This window comes from Hyphomonas sp. UBA4494, from assembly GCF_002388935.1.
Classification (GTDB): Bacteria; Pseudomonadota; Alphaproteobacteria; order Caulobacterales; family Hyphomonadaceae; genus Hyphomonas.
This window is the reverse complement of record NZ_DGNK01000040.1, coordinates 74,078-91,160: the sequence shown is the minus strand read 5'-3', so window position 1 is coordinate 91,160 and position 17,083 is coordinate 74,078. Positions and strand designations below refer to the sequence as shown.

At 59.5% G+C, this 17,083-nt stretch carries 17 protein-coding genes; 3 read left to right on the top strand and 14 right to left on the bottom strand.

Going from position 1 to position 17,083, the window contains the following annotated elements; translation table 11 throughout:
- The 3 genes from B2P82_RS15530 to B2P82_RS15520 form a co-directional block, all read right to left on the bottom strand.
- Entirely contained in the window at positions 1-1,845 is a 1,845-nt protein-coding gene (locus tag B2P82_RS15530) for a PAS domain S-box protein (protein WP_290497900.1), read from the bottom strand.
- Positions 1,846-2,071: 226 nt separating this feature from the next.
- Positions 2,072-3,508 (bottom strand): TadE/TadG family type IV pilus assembly protein, encoded by a 1,437-nt coding sequence (locus tag B2P82_RS15525; RefSeq protein WP_290497898.1) that lies wholly within the window; start codon positions 3,506-3,508, stop codon positions 2,072-2,074.
- 185 nt (positions 3,509-3,693) lie between these two features.
- Entirely contained in the window at positions 3,694-4,401 is a 708-nt protein-coding gene (locus B2P82_RS15520; RefSeq protein ID WP_290497896.1) for a hypothetical protein, read from the bottom strand.
- Between the two features lie 200 nt (positions 4,402-4,601).
- Here B2P82_RS15520 and purD point away from each other — a divergent pair, with 200 nt between their 5' ends.
- The 3 genes from purD (at position 4,602) to B2P82_RS15505 (ending at position 7,719) form a co-directional block, all read left to right on the top strand.
- Positions 4,602-5,891: a phosphoribosylamine--glycine ligase gene (gene purD, locus B2P82_RS15515; RefSeq protein WP_290497894.1), complete on the top strand. Its 1,290-nt coding sequence runs from the start codon at positions 4,602-4,604 to the stop codon at positions 5,889-5,891.
- 18 nt (positions 5,892-5,909) lie between these two features.
- Entirely contained in the window at positions 5,910-7,394 is a 1,485-nt protein-coding gene (locus tag B2P82_RS15510; protein ID WP_290497892.1) for an amidohydrolase family protein, read from the top strand.
- A 91-nt stretch (positions 7,395-7,485) separates the two neighbouring features.
- Positions 7,486-7,719, top strand: coding sequence for a hypothetical protein (locus B2P82_RS15505; RefSeq protein WP_290497890.1), 234 nt, complete (start codon positions 7,486-7,488; stop codon positions 7,717-7,719).
- A 36-nt stretch (positions 7,720-7,755) separates the two neighbouring features.
- Here the strand turns inward: B2P82_RS15505 and B2P82_RS15500 are convergent, their stop codons facing one another.
- From B2P82_RS15500 to B2P82_RS15450, 11 genes are all read right to left on the bottom strand, one after another.
- On the bottom strand, positions 7,756-9,633 hold the full coding sequence (locus B2P82_RS15500) for an ABC-F family ATP-binding cassette domain-containing protein (protein ID WP_290497888.1): 1,878 nt from the start codon (positions 9,631-9,633) through the stop codon (positions 7,756-7,758).
- Positions 9,634-9,687: 54 nt separating this feature from the next.
- Positions 9,688-10,095: a GFA family protein gene (locus B2P82_RS15495; RefSeq protein WP_290497887.1), complete on the bottom strand. Its 408-nt coding sequence runs from the start codon at positions 10,093-10,095 to the stop codon at positions 9,688-9,690.
- A 34-nt stretch (positions 10,096-10,129) separates the two neighbouring features.
- Positions 10,130-10,498, bottom strand: a complete 369-nt coding sequence (locus B2P82_RS15490; RefSeq protein ID WP_290497886.1) for a hypothetical protein — start codon at positions 10,496-10,498, stop codon at positions 10,130-10,132.
- Positions 10,499-11,136: 638 nt separating this feature from the next.
- A complete protein-coding gene (locus B2P82_RS15485; protein WP_290497884.1) occupies positions 11,137-11,883 on the bottom strand; it encodes a hypothetical protein in 747 nt (248 codons plus the stop codon).
- Complete coding sequence (locus tag B2P82_RS15480) at positions 11,880-12,656, bottom strand: hypothetical protein (RefSeq protein WP_290478932.1); 777 nt, start codon at positions 12,654-12,656, stop codon at positions 11,880-11,882. The genes B2P82_RS15485 and B2P82_RS15480 overlap by 4 nt, the downstream gene beginning before the upstream one ends.
- A complete protein-coding gene (locus B2P82_RS15475; RefSeq protein ID WP_290497882.1) occupies positions 12,653-13,384 on the bottom strand; it encodes a hypothetical protein in 732 nt (243 codons plus the stop codon). Before B2P82_RS15475 ends, B2P82_RS15480 begins: the two co-directional genes overlap by 4 nt.
- Positions 13,381-14,133, bottom strand: a complete 753-nt coding sequence (locus B2P82_RS15470) for a hypothetical protein (protein WP_290497880.1) — start codon at positions 14,131-14,133, stop codon at positions 13,381-13,383. Before B2P82_RS15470 ends, B2P82_RS15475 begins: the two co-directional genes overlap by 4 nt.
- A complete protein-coding gene (locus tag B2P82_RS15465) occupies positions 14,130-14,843 on the bottom strand; it encodes a hypothetical protein (RefSeq protein ID WP_290497878.1) in 714 nt (237 codons plus the stop codon). Before B2P82_RS15465 ends, B2P82_RS15470 begins: the two co-directional genes overlap by 4 nt.
- Positions 14,840-15,586, bottom strand: coding sequence for a hypothetical protein (locus tag B2P82_RS15460; protein ID WP_290497876.1), 747 nt, complete (start codon positions 15,584-15,586; stop codon positions 14,840-14,842). The genes B2P82_RS15465 and B2P82_RS15460 overlap by 4 nt, the downstream gene beginning before the upstream one ends.
- The gene (locus B2P82_RS15455) at positions 15,583-16,353 is read right to left on the bottom strand and encodes a DUF6090 family protein (RefSeq protein WP_290497875.1); all 771 of its coding nucleotides are present in this window, start codon (positions 16,351-16,353) and stop codon (positions 15,583-15,585) included. Before B2P82_RS15455 ends, B2P82_RS15460 begins: the two co-directional genes overlap by 4 nt.
- On the bottom strand, positions 16,350-17,078 hold the full coding sequence (locus tag B2P82_RS15450) for a hypothetical protein (protein ID WP_290497874.1): 729 nt from the start codon (positions 17,076-17,078) through the stop codon (positions 16,350-16,352). Before B2P82_RS15450 ends, B2P82_RS15455 begins: the two co-directional genes overlap by 4 nt.
- Between the last annotated feature and the right edge of the window lie 5 nt (positions 17,079-17,083).

The window sequence follows — 17,083 nt, the reverse complement described above, 5'->3', positions numbered from 1 at the left end:
TTAACTGACCACGTGGTCAGGCTCGCGCAGGATTGTCGACAGTTTCGACAACAGCTTGCTCGTCACAATTGGTTTTGACAGGAAAGGTGACTGACTGAATTCTTCAGTTATCGATTCTTGTGTGTTGCCAGACACGGTCACAAAAGGAATTTCGCTTGTGAGCAGGCGACTTGCCAGGGGCGCTGAGGTTTCGCCTGCAAGGTTGATGTCCAGAACGGCGCAATCGCACACTTGCTCGTCCAGGAGTTTCATCGCCTCGTAAACAGATCCCACCGGACCGACCACGCAGAAACCGGCATCTTCCAGGGCGGCTGCCATGTCGATGGCGATGATTGCTTCATCTTCGACGACGAGTACGCGTCGTCCGGCAGTGGATGATTGAGCCGTCGCAGGCGAACGGGGAGAACGGGACAGGTCTACAGACGAGTCTTTCACTTCTGCCACGAAGTCGGCTTCGAAAACTCGGTCATCAACGCTGATGAGGTGCCAGTGCAAGCCTTCAGGCGCAAAGTCTAGCTTGACTGGATATCCAAAGGCGATCCGTGTCATCCGCTCGATGACCGTTGAGCCGAAGCCGCGCCGGTCGGGGGCAATGACGGGTGGGCCGCCGCTTTCCGTCCAGCTGATTTCAAATCGGTTCGTACCGTCTTCCTGACGGATGTTCCAACGAATATCGACTTGGCCGGTATCATTGGACAAGGCGCCATACTTGCCAGCATTGGTGGCAAGCTCGTGGAGAGCCATGCCGAGCGACTGCGCCGCTGCGGAAGTCAGACGCACATGCGGGCCTTCCAGTTTGATCCGGGTGCCGATGAAGTCTTCCAGGTGCGCGAGCTGGGAATTCATGATGTCTTCGACCCGCGCGCCGCGCCAGCCGGAACTGACCAGCAAGTCCTGACTGGAGGCCAGCGAGCGCATACGCTCAGCAAAGCGATCCATGAAATTGTCGCCGCTGGCCATGGTCTGGCGCGCAATCGCCTGAACAAGGGTCAGCATGTTCTTGGCGCGGTGGTTTACCTCGCCCAGTAGAAGCTGGATCTGCTCCTCGCGTTGTTTCTGTTCGGTCACGTCGGTATTGGTGCCGAACCACATCTCGATCTGGCCATCCTTGTCGTGGATGGGCAGCGCGCGAGACAGGAACCAGCGGAATTTTCCATTCTTGCCGCGCAGGGGAAATGTGTCTTCCCAGACTTGTCCGGTCTTCAGCGAATTCAGGAAATGTTCGGTGGCGCGCGCTTCATGTTCGGGATGGTGCACGGAGCGCCAGCCATGTCCGCGTGTCGTTTCTTCGTCGGCCCCGGTATATTCATACCAGCGCTTGTTGTACCAGAAGATTTGACCTTCAGGGTCCGACATCCAAGCCAGCTGAGGGATGTTGTCTGCGAGCGCCTTGAACTGGGCTTCGCTCTGGCGGAGGCGTTCTTGATTCTCGTGCTCGCGAGAGATGTCACGCACGATTTTCGAGGCGCCAACAATCGTGCCGCTTTTATCATGAACGGGAGAGACCGTGACCATGATGGGGATTGCGCTGCCGTCCTTGTGAAGACGGATTGTCTCGAAATCCGCCACGGTGCGGCCGGCCTGGATTGTAGCGAGGATTTCATCCTCTTCACTTTGGCGATCTTCCGGGATCAATACGCGGATCGACTGGCCTATGATCTCCTGAGGTGTGTAACCGAACACGCGTTCGGCGGCCGGGTTCCAGCTGGCAATGATACCGTCCAGGTTCTTTGAAATGATCGCATCGGATGACGATGTGATAATGGCGCTAAGCCAAGAGCTCTCCGCTGCTGACAAGGCAGGGGCAACCGGTGAGGGAGCGCTAGACAGACGATCCCGCTTCATGACGGGGCTCCCGAAAAAAAATGTCCAACGCACAATGCGCTGTTATCAACATCTTTTTTACTGTGAATCAGAGGCATTTGTCCATAACCCAGATCAGGCGGCCGAGCCGCCCGCCCAGGAAGGGCGTGCCCTTGTGACCCTCGGGCCATTACATTGTATTGTAAGCAAAAAAATCTCGATGAAGAAACTGGCAGCGATGCGCCCGCACCGCTGCCAAAGTGAGAGATCAATACCGGATACGCAGGTCCGAAATGGACTGGGCGATCTTGGTATAGGCTTCGGTCAGTTCCTCGGAGCTTTCCGGAGTAAACGCGAAGTCGTCGCCCGACGCACAATAATTGAGGATGGCCTGACCCGAAGCCGGGGCCTGGAAGGCGACGGTGTAGACTTTGATGCCTTGGTCCTTGATGGCGTCACACATTGTTTCAGCCTGGTCGAAGGAGTCGCCGTTGGACGTGTCGTATTCCTGGTTGAACTCACCATCGGTCATGATGATCATGGCCTTGGCCGAATCCGGCTCATCATAGGGATAAGGGTCAGAGCCGGCGGGCCAGACGACATCCCAATCCGGTGCGATCAGATACCAGCCCCAGGCGATGCCGAGGTGACCAGCCGTACCGCCGCTGGCGTTAAGGCCATCAATGTAATCGAACAGCTTGTCGCGATTGCTGGTCATGGGCAGTGGACCGATCGGGTTGCAGGATTCTGTGTACCAGCTGACATCGCCTCTCCAGTTGACGCTGCCATACGCTTCGGCGGCTTCGATCCACTGGAATGGACCTGGGTCTTCGTCGGTGAATTGCTCGTCACCCACACGTTCCTTGACGCAAGTATTGTTGATCGTCTTGGTTTCGGTGACGGTGCGGGTGTCGTATTCAGGCACCCACTCATCTTCACACGTCCAATACCATTTTCCTCTTTTCTTTTTCCATTTGCAGACCTCTTCCCAGTCGCCACCAGACTCGTAGGTTTCATCGTACGAGAAGGTGTATGTGCGAATTGGCAATTGTCCGGTTGCCTTGAAGAAATAGTCCTCGCCTGCGTCCACCATGGAGGAATAGGAGGCCATTCCGATACGGACTTCGCCGGTCGTACCGTCATCGTCTGCGGGCACGAGTACATTGATCGCCGTGTCGGCCGCGCTTTTCAGAGCGGACATCTTGGTGCCGCCCATCGACCCGGAGATGTCGAACACGAAAGCGATGTCGACTTTACCGATACCGTAGGTCGAAGCGGAGGTGACGGAGAAGTTCAATTCCTTCGTGCCCGTCATCTGCATGATCGATGTCGGCTGTGCACAGCGCACCTTCACCGAAAGATCCTGAGACTCGCTCGCAATGGTCGCAACGGGTTCGGCACAATCGGTGCCTTTGCCCTGGGCCTTCATTGCCGATTTGAAATAGTTCTCGATATACGTCTTGATTTCGGTGTCGTTCTTGCCTTCCTGCATTTCGCGGGCACCCGCGATAACCGCGCTGTCCAGAATGAACTGGACGCGGTTTTTCGCGGTGTTGACCTGTTGCAGGTCAATCGCAAAGCCCATGAGAAGGAAGAGCGGAATGGTCATCAGCGCGAAAATGATCGCGATGTTGCCCTGTGTTTCGTCCTTGAACCGGCGAATTGTTTCGACGGTCCTCTTGATCAAATTCGTGTTCGTCATCATTACCCACCCCGGTTTTGGCCGCACCTGGCCCAAAGGTTCTGGTTTGCACATTGCCAGAACTGGATAACTTCTCGGTAAAATCAGGGGTCAGGATTTCTCCGCTGACGGAAAGGTTTGCTTAACCACGACCAGCGCCGCGAATGCCTTGTGGCACCGCGCGGGAAAGCTCATGTTTTCAGCAAATTTCACGACGTGTCCGGCGACAGGAAATCCCAAGTGGCCGCGTGCAATTGGCAGGCGCTATCCTGTTGTAAATGCCTCAGTTTTCGCGTCTTGAAGACGGGCGGCACAGCACGCTTCAGCACAGGGCTGGCCGACGCCATTATCTGGCGCATTCTGGCGACGTATTCGGCCGCGTGATCCAGCGCGTGGTTAACAGCCAGCAAGCGTCGCACGAGCTTTCCGGCCGGTAAAATGTCAGTTGGGCTTGCAGGATAATCCCGCAAGTCTACGGGCGTCTCTTCGTCAAGGAACCGGATGCGGGGACCGGTACGAAACCGGGCTCTTGGCGGTGTGGCAGGGGTAGCTTTCGTCGCTTCGATGAGGCGGAAGCGGGGAATGCGATAGCGCGGGCGGCGACTCGCCGGTTCCGCGGCGGGTGAGATTGTGGAGCTTGATAAATGCTTGGCACCCTTGTCCGGGTCCTGCGGTTTCGCGTTGAGACGCGGCAGGGGCCCGAGTTCAAGAGCGGCAAGGCAGAACAGGCGCCTGAGGATCGCTTCGAGAAATCCCACGAGGCCAGCCAGATCCTCCAACTCTGCGCGGGGCAGGAAGGGCTTGGCGGCAACTGGACAGAGTCCAAGCCGCTTTTGAGCAGCCGATGCGAGATAATCGGCGGCATCCCACCAGAAACGGGTGAGGCTGTGAACGGCGAGAGGAAATGGCGATTTCATGCTGTAGAGCCTGAATGCATTGGCTCTCAGATGAACTCGTGTCGACCTGGTCTGCGGACCATGGTCGCAAGTGACCATGACAGAACGGCTTTTTCCAATCTACGCCGTATGTGACACGGGGATAGCAAGAGAGCCATTCCCCTTGCTGGCCGCCGCTGAGGGCTTGATTCCCGCCGCCAACCTGCGCAATGAGCGCAGTCATGAACATACTTCTGATCGGATCGGGCGGGCGTGAACATGCCCTGGCGTGGAAAATGGCGCAGTCGCCATTGGTGGACATGGTGCATTCGACTCCGGGTAATCCCGGCATGGATGAGGAAGGCCCGTGTTTCGATGTGGGCGTTACCGATATTCAGAAACTGGTGCAGCTGACCCTGCAGGTCGAACCGGATCTGATCGTGATCGGGCCGGAAGCGCCGCTGGCCGAGGGCCTGTCGGACATCTTGCGGGCGCGCGGCTTTGATGTGTTCGGGCCGAGCCAGCAGGCGGCGCAGCTGGAAAGCTCGAAAGCCTTCTCCAAGGCGCGCATGGTTCAGTATGGTGTGCCGACCGCGGCCTATGGCGAATTCACCGATCCGGTGCTGGCGAAATCCTATCTGCGCACGCTGGAAGCGCCCTACGTGCTGAAGGCCGATGGCCTTGCCGCCGGCAAGGGCGTCGTGATCGCGGAAACGCTGGAGCAGGCCGATGCCGAGATCGACGAGATGCTGTCTGGCAAGTTCGGCGACGCGTCGGCCACGCTGGTGATCGAGGAATTCATGCATGGCGAGGAAGCCAGCATTTTCGTTATCACCGACGGCACGGGCGCGATCTATCTGCCAGCCGCGCAGGACCACAAGCGCGCGGGCGATGGCGATACCGGGCCGAATACGGGCGGCATGGGCGCCTATGCGCCGGCGCCGGTCGTGACGGACGAAATCCTTGCCCGCGTGAAGGCCGAGATCGTCCAGCCCATGCTCAAGGGCATGAAGGCGGACGGCATGCCGTATCAGGGCGTGCTCTATGTCGGCATCATGGTCACGGCGGACGGGCCGAAAGTGGTTGAGTTCAATGCGCGCTTCGGTGACCCCGAATGCCAGGTTCTGATGAAGGGCCTCGCGGGCGATATCGTGCCGGCGATCCTCGGCGCAGCGACGGGCGGCCTTGAGGGTAATGAAGAAGCGTTCGAGGCGCTGCTGGAGCTGGACCGTTTCGAACCGACGGCTACAATTGTTCTGGCTACGGAAGGCTATCCGGGGAGCTACGCCAAGGGCTCTGTCATTCGCGGCGTGAAGTCTGCCAATGACTTGCCCGGCGTGACCGTGTTCCAGGCGGGCACGGACATGGACGAGGGCGGCGCACTGGTGGCCAATGGCGGGCGCGTGCTGGCCGTGACGGCGAGCGGTGACGATTTGCAGGAAGCTGTCACACGGGCCTATGCTGGCGTCGATGCCATCGACTGGCCGGAAGGCTTCTGCCGCCGCGACATTGGCTGGCGCGCCCTGAAGTAGGAGATTGGAGCCCGGATCATGCGCAAATCTGTGTCCGAGGTATTCCGATCAAACGCGCGCAAATGGGCAGGCCGGGCAAGCTTGGTGTTTGGCGCACTGTTGACGGCCTGTGCCACCCAGCCCGCCGCCCCGCCGCTCGAAGGCGATCTGCTGATCTCGCATGTAAGAGTGGTCGACTTTTCGGGCAAGGCGCCAGACGTACGCGAAGATGTATTCGTGCTGGTGGATGAGGGCGCGATTATCGCCGTGGCGGATACGCGGGAGGGCCTGATTGCGGACGCTGAGCAGGATGCCAGCGGGCTAACCATGATCCCCGGCCTGACGGACATGCATGTCCATATCTGGGATGAGGCGGAGCTGGGCGCGTATCTCTCCTGGGGCGTCACGCGGGTGCGCAACATGTCGGGCCTGCCGTTTCACCTGACTTTGGCCGAGCAGGTCGAGGCCGGGAATGTACTTGGGCCGCACCTGGTCACCACCGGGCCGATCCTCAACAGCGCCGGCCCGAATGCGCAGGTCAACCACCAATTGGTCGAGACCGAGGAGGAGGCGCGCGCGGCGGTGGCGTGGCAGGCTGAGCAGGGCTTCACGCGGCTGAAAGTGTACTCCAATCTGACCCGCGAGGCCTATGACGCGGTGCGGCAAGAGGCGGAAGCGCGAAACCTGATCGTGACGGGCCACACGCCGGAGGGTGTACGCGGGCCGGGTGTGCCGTTTGAGGCGCCGTTCGACATTGCGTTTGGCGAGGTGCTGGGCGATGGCTTCGAGACCATCGAGCATGTCGAGTCGATTGTCTGGCACGGGTTGAGCGACCGGCAGGATGAAGCGGCGGCGCGGGCGCTGGCCAAGCGCATCGCGGCGGCGGAGGTGCCGGTGACGCCGACATTGCTGGCCTATCACAATCTCTGGCGGGTGGCCGACACACAAGGCGCGGCGCTGACCCGTCCGGGGACGGAGATGCTGAACCCGGTCGTGCAGCAGACCGAGCGTGACTATCAGGAATTCTGGGCGAGCCAGCCACCGGGCCCGGCGGCGCAGAGCGATGCCTTTTACGGGCGCGTCACGAAGATCTTCCAGGAAGAGGGCGTGATGCTGGTCGCGGGCACGGATGCGGGCATTTTCACCAATGTGCCGGGCCTGTCCATGGTCGACGAATTGCGCCTGATGGTGGCGGGAGGGCTGACGCCGTTCGAGGCGCTGAAATCCGCGACCCATGCGCCGTCTGTCGTGCTGGACCGGGAGGGTCTGGATGGCTGCGCGCTAGAACGCTGCGCGGCGGATCTGGTGCTCTATGCCTGTGATCCGTTGGCGGATATATCCTGTCTTCACGTGCCGGACGCCATGATCCGGGACGGGGAATGGCTTTCCCGGGAAGATCTGATGGCCCTGCGCGAAGCGGCGCGGCACCATAATCTGGAGCGCACGCAGGAGAACGTGCTGGGCGGGCTGGCGGCGCAGGGCGCGGATGTGTCGGTGCTGGGGCTGGAAGGCGCGACGGAGTAGGGTGTCAAAGCGCGTCTGAGTTGGGATTCGCGCCAGAGCAAACATGGCGCGTTGGGCAGGAAGGACACTTGCAATGGAGCGGGAATTCAGAATGCGACGTGTGGCTTTCGGCCTTGAGGTGGTCCTTGTTGGCGTCATCGCCGCAAATCTGATTTGGGGCAATGCGTACGTTGCCGCGTTCTGTTCGGTCCAATTGGTTCAGGCGGTCCTGGTGTTCACAAATCGGGACCAGAAGCCATTCCACTATGTTGTTGTCGCTTGTTCCGCCGCTGGCGGTATCCTGCTGTTGTCCCTGATTTTGATGCAGGCAGTCTTGGGGAGTTGAGATCGCCCCAGACTCGATGAGGGGAGGCAAAAGCGCCTACCCTTCCGCCGCTTCCAGTTTTTCCGCAGCGTCCATCCATTCGGTTTCGGCGGTGTCGGCCTTGGCGGCGTGGGTGGCGCGGTCTTTGAGGAGCTTCTCAAGTTCGCTTGGCGGCGGATTGCCGTTTGCAAGTTTCGCGTCGATCTTCGCGATGGCGGCATTGGCCTTTTCGAGTCGGTCTTCGGCGTCGCGGGCGGTTTTCTTCAGGGCGCTGAGGCGTTTCTTCTCTTCGGGAGTGATCTCCTTCGGCGCAGCGGGCTTGGCCTGTTTGGCAGGCTTCGCGCCCTTCGTATCGTCGCGGTCGGCCTTCATGACGAGCGCGCGATAGTCGGCGAGGTCGCCATCATAGGGCGCGGCGCGGCCATTATTGACCAGCCAGAGCCGGTCGGCCGTGGCCTCGGCGAGATAGACATCGTGGGTAATCAGCAGGACGGCGCCGGGGAATTCGTTCAGTGCGTAGATCAGCGCTTCGCGGCTGTCGATGTCGAGGTGGGACGTCGGCTCGTCGAGGATCAGGATGTGCGGCGCGGCCGATGACATCAGGCCGAGCAGGAGGCGCACCTTTTCGCCACCCGACAGCTTCTCGACATTGGTTTCCACTTTCTCGTGGCTGAAGCCCATCGCGGCGGCAGCTGCACGGACTCGCGCTGGCGGTGTGCCGGGCGGCATGATGCGCTGGACGTGCATCAGAACGCTGTCACCTTCGGAGAGTTCGTCGAGCTGGTCCTGCGAGAAATAGCCGATGCGCACGGCCTTTGGCACGACCCGGTCGCCGCCAATCAGCGAGAGGCGTTCGCCGATGGATTTGACCAGCGTCGTCTTGCCTTGTCCGTTTGCGCCGACAATCGCGATGCGGTCGTCCGGGTCCAGACGAAGGTTGACCTTGTCGAGGATGACTGCGTCCTCGCCATAGCCGAGCGTGGCATTGCGCAGCTCCAGCATGGGTGGGGCGAGCTTGTCCTTTGGCGGGGCAAAGTGGAACGGCGTCGTGCGGTCACCCACCGGGATGGAGATGTCCTGCATCTTTTCCAGCATCTTGATGCGCGACTGGGCCTGACGGGCCTTGGAGGCCTTGGCGCGGAACCGGTCCACGAAGGCCTGCAAGTGTTCGCGGTCCTTGTCCTGTTTGGCTTTCTGGGATTCCAGCTGGGCGAGCTTGGCCGCGCGCAGTTTCAGCCAGTCATCATAGCCGCCCGGCGTGATGGAGAGCTTGCGATGCTCCAGCGCCATTGTGTGCGTGACACAGCGGTTCAGCAGCTCGCGGTCATGGCTGACGATCAGGACGGTGTACGGATATTTCTTGATATAGGTTTCGAGCCAGGCGGCACCTTCAAGGTCGAGATAGTTGGTCGGCTCGTCGAGCAGCAGGAAATCCGGTTGGGAGAACAGTACGCCGGCAATCGCCGCGCGCATGCGCCAGCCGCCGGAGAATTCTTTCGTGGCGCGGCCAAGATCTTCGGTCGTGAAGCCGAGGCCGTTCAGCACTTCGGCGGCGCGCGCCTCGGCGGTCCAGGCATCAATGTCGAGCAGGCGCTCATGAATTTCGCCGATGCGGTCCGGGTCGGTCGCGGTCTCGGATTCCTGCATCAGGGCGTGGCGCTCTGTGTCAGCGGCGAGCACGACGTCGAGAATGGTCTCGTCGCTGGCGGCGACCTCCTGTGCAACCCAGCCGAGCCGGGCGCCGGTATTCAGGCGGATGGCGCTGTCATTGCGCGGGTTTTCCACATCCTCGCGGATCAGGCGCAGCAGGGTGGATTTGCCCGTGCCGTTGCGGCCCACAAGGCCGACTTTCCAGCCGGCCGAGATCTGCGCCGTGGCAGATTCAAACAGGGGCCGGGCTTCGACCTGAAAATCGAGATTTGAAATGGTAAGCATGCGCGGCGGTCTACTAGAGACTACCGTGAAAGCAAGGGTGTGGGTGAAGTCGATTTAGCTTGGCAGGTCGTCGAGTCGCGGGGCGTCTGCCAACTGGTCTTCCCAATCAGCACGACTGGCCCAGCATATGTGGGCCTCGGGCGGCAGCGTGATCGGCGTATCCAGGCTGCCAGCGGGCACAGCAATGCCTTGGCCGCCCTCCAGCGCGTAGGGAAGCGCCGATCCGCATTGCGTGCAGAAGCTCTTCTGGTGGCGCGTCCCTGCGAGACCGAATGTGTGGATGTGTTCCGCGCCGGACTGCCAGACAAGATGCGCGCGTCCCGAGAAAAGCGTGGAGGCGTGCGCAGAGCCGGTGTCCTTGCGACACCGGCTGCAATGGCAAAGATAAAAATGTTCAAGTGGGCCATCGATTTCAAATCGGACAGCCCCACACAGGCATGCGCCGCTATGGGAATCTCTCATGGCAAATCGATAGCATGAAACGCTTGGGATTATCTTAGCGGATTACGATGTTGATCAGCGCCGGAGCCGTATGTTTGCCATGCTTGTGAGCTGGCATCTGATAGTAGTCATGCCGAGCGACATAAACCTGGCGCGGGCCTGAGTAGGCCAGCTTGCGGGCCATGCGCTCTTCAGGTGCCGGGACATAGGTCCAGGCCGAAGCCGGACAGCTGACTTGGCGCATGTCGCGGATATCTTCGCGCCTGTCAGCGCGGCCATAATCGATACGCTGGTCAATCCGGTCTTCGCGTAAATCGGGGCAGCGGGCCGGGTCGAGACGCCATTCACCGGCAGAGGCCGTACCGGCCCCAATGATGGCAAGCGCAGCGAGACCGGCAAGGCGGGCAGGTTTGACGATGGTCATGATGTGTCTCCTCTGTAGAAATGTCATTCGTAAAACGACGGACCGAGAAAATTCCGTCGTGCCGCCAGTCATCCTTTCCGAAGTTTAATCAAATAGCGCTCAGCAGGCGGCCGGTACCTGCAACACCCGAAGGGGCCTGACGGACGATACAATGCCGATCCTCACAGCGCTTCGGAGGACCAGAAACCACGGGGCATAATGGGAGTAGTGCTGGAGTTTGCTGGGTGTTTTCGTCCGAAGCGAGAAGGGCCCGCCATGCCACCAGTAGGGGGAGAACTGTAAATGGCATGACGGGCGGTTCGCTGCATTACTCTGGGGGGAGGGGGACAAACGCAGCGAACGCAAACCTCTCTCTCCAACCAGATATAGGTAGCAGGCTAGCCGGGTCCAAGCGGCTCACGCCTTCGTGAAGCGTGAAGTTTGGGTAATGTTGGAGGAGAGCCCTCGAGCCCCCCTGGCGCGGGGTCAGGGGGCGATGTCCCTGGCAAATATTTCGTTCATGCCAAATATTTCAACGTTGGTCACAAGGTCAGCTGCCCGGCCGTCGACTTGCGCGTTGCGAAGCTTCAGCACCTTGAGACTATTCGGATCGCTTCGCAGCGCGCGAACGCCTTCGGCCAATTCATCGACGCTGGCGTCTATTGCGCCGCCTCATGTGTTATCTCAAGTGCGGTGTCGATCAGGCGATGAATCTCAGCGAGCTGGGCGTCCCATGGCAGCAAACCGTCGCGCAGGTAAGCGTCATAGGCGTCAAGGTTTTCGGCCACCGCATTCAGAAAGGCTCGATCCTCTCTCATAGCTTCCAAATCGCAGTCGGGTCGTGTCTGCATTTCGCCCAGCTCGGCGTCAAAGACCGGTTGAACCTTTACAAGCTCTGGTCTGAGCATCAGCAAATTATTCGCCAGGGCGTGATCTTTCTCGATATAGGCTAGAAGCGCTTCAACGCGTTGCTCATAGTCAACAAGTGCTGCGCGTAGCGCCGGATCCCTGATAATGGAAAGCCGCCCGGCATTTGTCAGCTCCGTGACCGAGGGCAAACTGAGGACATTGATATTGTAGTAATGAGATGTGGCGATCGCCATGCATTCGGCTTGAGTCAGCCGGTCTCGCTCAACAACGTCAAAAATGACTTCGGTCGCTGAGCGAAGATCATCAACGACAGACACCCTGCGCGCACGAACGCGCTCTGACGATTGCTCAACCCTGACAATATCAGGGTGCAGGCGTTCCATGAAATTGGCCTCGGCGACCCGGTTGCCGCGCACCACGTTCCAGTTGTTCACCTGCAGACCGAGGAAGACACCCAGCACGACGATCAGCGTTTCGATGACGACCGTGAACCAGTCCCGCCTGCGGATCGCATTGGTGAGACGGCGGAGGATCATGGGGCGACCCCGTCATTGCGAAGCCCGTCGATCACGACTTCGAGGCTGGCGATGTTTCCGCCAATATTGTTGCGCACGGTGGCAACCATGGAATACTGGTGGCGCAAGGCTTCCCGAATTGACGGCGAAGATTTCAGTTCATGCGCCGTTGCCTCGAGCAGGGCCTCATCCACATCTATACGACACTCCTCCACAAAGCCGGTAATGGTGCCGGCTTCGCCGACCGTGTCACTGCACCCTTCCCTGATCGCCAGCTGGAGGGGCAGCGGAATGAGTGCCCGGACTGCAAACCTGTAGGGTGTGCCCTGCAGCAGGCTATTGGTCTCGTCGTTCAGATCCTGAAACTTGTAATATTCGGACAATCCATCCGCCACCTCCTGGCTTGGCAGCAGGCCGAGATGCCCGGAAGAGACGATCTGATCCCACGTCGCCCGATCGGTCGGATTGTTGCTGAACTCGCTCGCCCGGTAAGCAGCGGCAACGAGGTCCTTCGGGTTTGCATCAGGGCTGGCCAACAGCCGATCGGCCTCCACGACACTGGCGAGCACCTGATCATAATAGGCGAGCAGAACCAGATTGTCGGCCAGGTCCTGTTCAAGGTCGGCGACCAGACGAATTGTGTATTGGTCACCCAGCTCCCGGTCTGCCCGCGCGCCATTCCAGTTGCCAAGCTGGATACCGAGGAAGACACCGAGCACGACGATCAGCGTCTCGATCACCACGGTGAACCAGTCCTGCTTACGCAGCGCGGTGGTCAGTCGGCGAAGGATCATGAGGCCCGCTCCCGCTCTTCCGCGAGGAGCTCAAGGATGTCTTTGATCTGGTTACGGTACCTGATCAGGATCAGGTGATAATTGTCCTGGATAAGATATGCGTTCTGCAAGGCAATATGGATCTCGGGATCCTCAAGCAGGACCGTGTGATCGACTGTTTCAACCGCTCCGATCTGGGCGAAAGTCTCGGATGGGGTGCCCGGTGCAACCAGTGTTTTCGCCCTGGAGAGGACCCGTGCCAGCTCATCGACTGGCGCGGTGAACGAGCCACTGAAAATTTCGCGACCAAAGGTGATCGAGCTGTCGAATTCGTAGAGCTTGTCTCGCAGGTTGCCATTCGCGATCAGGCGCATGCGCCCGGTAGAGACGAGCTCATGAAAGGCCGCCGAAGGTCCGGGGAACGTCGACACAGAGTCCACGAGCGCGAGGTCTTCGTTTAGCGTCTGCTCATCGAGGTCGCCTGTACGAATGCCCGTGATGAGTCGGCTGGTTGCTTCGAGCACCAGGACTTGCTGGCCAATACCGCGATTGGTGAGCGTGAGCTGCACTTCGAAATCACGCTCCAGCCTTTCCAGAACATTCTGCGTATCTGCCCGCTCGAACCGCGCCTGGTTCCAGTTATTGACCTGAAGGCCGAGAAACACACCGAACATGACGATCAGCGTCTCGATCACGACTGTGAACCAGTCCTGCTTGCGAAAGGCGGTGGTGAGGCGCTGAAGGATCATTTCGCTGTGTCCCATCCGCGGGCGTCGATCTCTTGCGCGAGCGTCTGTTCGGCCTCTCCGACACGGGCAAGGACGGCGTTATTCCAGTGGTAAAGGTTGCGCGTGGCTTCGCGTGTATTGCCCACGGCTGAAAAAAATTCGAAGTCCTGACAGGCTCGCTCCAGCTCGAATTCCAGATTTTCCCAACGTTCCCAACGCCCGGAATCGACGCCTTCCGGACTGTCAAAATAGTAGAAGCGCCGCGCATAACTGGTCCACGGAGCGGCGTGTTCGAGCCATTGGGGTTCGACGCGTAGCTGGCCGTCGGATTCCTGAGACATCAGATTTATGGCCTCACGGACGTCGGGGTTTGAGATCACTTCGAACTGGCCGGATGCCCGCAGCTGGTCCACCAGCTCCCTGTCGACAACCGCAAAATTGTACTTTCCCAGCGAACCGAGCGCCGCGACCACCGCCTGCCGATCTGTTTCAGCTATTTCGCAAGTGGCGAGGCTGGACAGAAGCACGCCTTCATTCTCGACCTGACTTGCCAGGAATGTGCCCGAACTCCGGATGGCTTCAGCGCTTCGCTGCATGTCGCTGTGCAGCCGCAAGATGTACTGGCGCTCCATGGACCGCTCGCCGCGCGTTTCATTCCAGTTATTGACCTGCAGGCCGAGGAAGACACCGAACATGACGATCAGCGTTTCGACCGCGACGGTGAACCAGTCCTGCTTGCGCAGCGCGGTGGTCAGGCGGCGGAGGATCATGGGATGATCTCCGGATTCAGGGGTTGATTCAGCAGCGAACCTTCAGGTATCGATTGATCGGTTCTCAAACAGCTTGCGGAGAATTCCTTTCCGGACTCAAGCCTTTCTGTCAAACAGGCAGACCAGCTTGAAAGGCGCCGGACCTCGCCCCGATACTCACGCAACCGCTCCATGTTCGCCTGGTATGTTGGCCGCAGTGATTTTCCGTCTGGTGTATAAAAATGCATTGAGTCAGATTTTTCATAGGGCAGGATCTCTGTCTCGACGAAGGTTACATAACGAACGTATTTTTCCCCTACGCCGTCCAACTCGGAGTAGTAGAAGTTCAAATCAAAGAGCATGACCGGATCAAACAGGCCTGCGATGTCCATTTGTTGTAGCACTGTCCATGTGAGGGGGGCCTTGTCCGATCCGTCAATCCGGAAATAGAAGGGGACCGGCTGCTCGCCGCGTTCGTAGGCCGCGTGCCAGACGGTAAGCCCTGTGTCGATCACGCGAACTTGCAATTGCTCCTGAACGTAGATGGCGTCTCTTAGGTCGGTGGCCAGCGCCCTGATAATCTCGGCCCGGCGCGATTCTGCCGCACGCGCCTCATTCCAGTTATTGACCTGCAGGCCGAGGAAGACACCGAGGACCACGATCAGCGTCTCGATCACAACGGTGAACCAGTCCTGCTTGCGGAGCGCGGTGGTCAGGCGGCGGAGGATCATGTGCTGGTCTCCTCACTGAGAGTCGCGAGATAGTCGTCAAGTGCGCCCGCAACCTGCCCCAGATAGTCAACATAGATGGCCTGCAAGACTGCCACATTGGCGGCGAGACCGATGATTTCGGTATTCCCGCAAATCTTTCCGGGGGTCAGCAATTCATAGCTGCCGGGATCGTAGCCACCCATGGGGACCACCACGATTTCGCTGCGCCCGGTCAACGAAACCCCGGCCACTCTTTGCGCTTCCCGATTGGCATCCTGCTTTACGCGGATATAGCGTTGCCACTGGCGATCGACGAAACCCATTTCATCCGTCATGGTCTGAATATTGGCGCGGATACTGGTCGACCGGATAAGCGACAGACTGCCTGTGTTCAGCGCTTGCTCAGCGTTTGCCAGGGAAAACCGTGGCGGCGGAAAATCCGCGATACTGATAATCAGGATCGTCAGTTCGTTCCCCATGGCCATGCAGGAGTCTTTGTCCCTGAGCGCCAGGGCGAACCGGGCAGCATCATCGCTGATCCCCTGATGGACCTCTATGTAACGCGACATTTCGCTGCGCGCTGTGGTGGCCTCAGACACTATCCGGGTCATCAAATCAGCCGCCTGTCCCCTGTCTGCGCGCGCATCATTCCAGTTTGCGACCTGCATACCGACAAACACACCGATCACCACAATGACGAAATCCAGCCCCACCGCGAACCAGTTCTGATCTTTGACATGCTTGGTCAGGCGGCGGAGGATCATTCGAAATATCCTTCTATCTTTGCGGCAAGGTCCTGCGCGCGGGTGCGGTCGATCGGGGCGGCGCGCAGCAAGATGACGCGGACGGACGCAGCATAGCGGGCGGCATCAAGCACCTCGTCAGACCGTTTCAGAGCATCGAGCGTGGCCGCGACCATTTCGGCATCCTCTGGCGGCGCACAGTCCCGCCAGCCGGAATCTGCACCTCGGTAATGGGCTTCGGGAAAACACGCCTCCCACATATAGGTCTGCACGCCGGGCGAATACTTGCTGCGCACGGTCTCCCGCATGGGCGTCTGGAAGCTGTAGAACCCAGCGAAATCATCCAGGGCGGCATAATAATCCCCGATCTCCCGGCGCAGCGCCGGATCGGCGACGAGGCTGAACTTCCCCGTGCTGATCAGTTCGTCATAGGTAACCCGGTTGGGCGAGAACGGGGTCCAGCCGGCCCCATAATAGATGATCTGGAACATATCCCAGTCGGTCAGATCCCCTATAGGATCTCCCTCAAGATAGTGCACGATGGTTTCAGTCTGCGCTGCATCCTCGCGCCAGGTCTCCATGATGTCTGCCAGGCGGGCATCATCGCTTCGGATGTCCGCGGCGATCCGTGCCAGATAGGCCGCGCCTGTCGCCTTGTCCGCTCTGGTCGCATTCCAGTTGCTCACCTGAAGACCGATGAACACACCGATCACCACGATGACAAAATCCAGCGCCACCGCGAACCAGTTCTGGCTTTTGACATGTCTGGTCAGGCGGCGAAGGATCATGGCGCGACATCCTGAAGGACAGTGAGCACGTCTTCGAGCGCGTCGACCTGCCCTGTCACGTTTATCTGTATCCAGGTCTGGTTCTCGATCATCAGGTCAAGCGCGTCGCGAAACTCGGCATCGCCCGCCATGCCCTGAATGTGATAGCTCTGCACGGGGCTCAGGATAATTCTCCCCCGCTCGTCCCGCGTGAGCGGCGCCAAAACCTTGTAGGCATTCAGGTTCGGCATGTTCGAATGCATGTAATTCCGGATCTGGTTGAGGTTGAACAGGACACGCTGCGCCCGCGTGTCATACCTCAGCAGCTCGACGCGCAGCGCCTCGTCGGCAATCAGGTCCATCCGTCCGCTCGACAGGAGTTCAAGGAACGTGCCGGAGCGGTGGATCGAGGACTGGTAGCTGAACCCGCGCCCAAGCGCATGTTTGATCGCTGCGTCTTCTTCGGGGAGCGCTTCGCCGCGCTCGATGGCGCGGCGAAGCGTATGAAGGGATTCAAGAACCGCTTCATGGCCTTCTGCGGCACGGACCACATCCTCATGCATCAGGACAAAATCACTCAGCAGGCGCATCTCGATCAGCTGGCGTTCTGACTGCGTCTGATGCGCGTCATTCCAGTTCGAGACCTGCATACCGACAAACACACCGATCACCACAATGACGAAATCCAGCCCCACCGCGAACCAGTTCTGGTCTTTGACATGTTTGGTCAGGCGCCGGAGGATCATGGTCA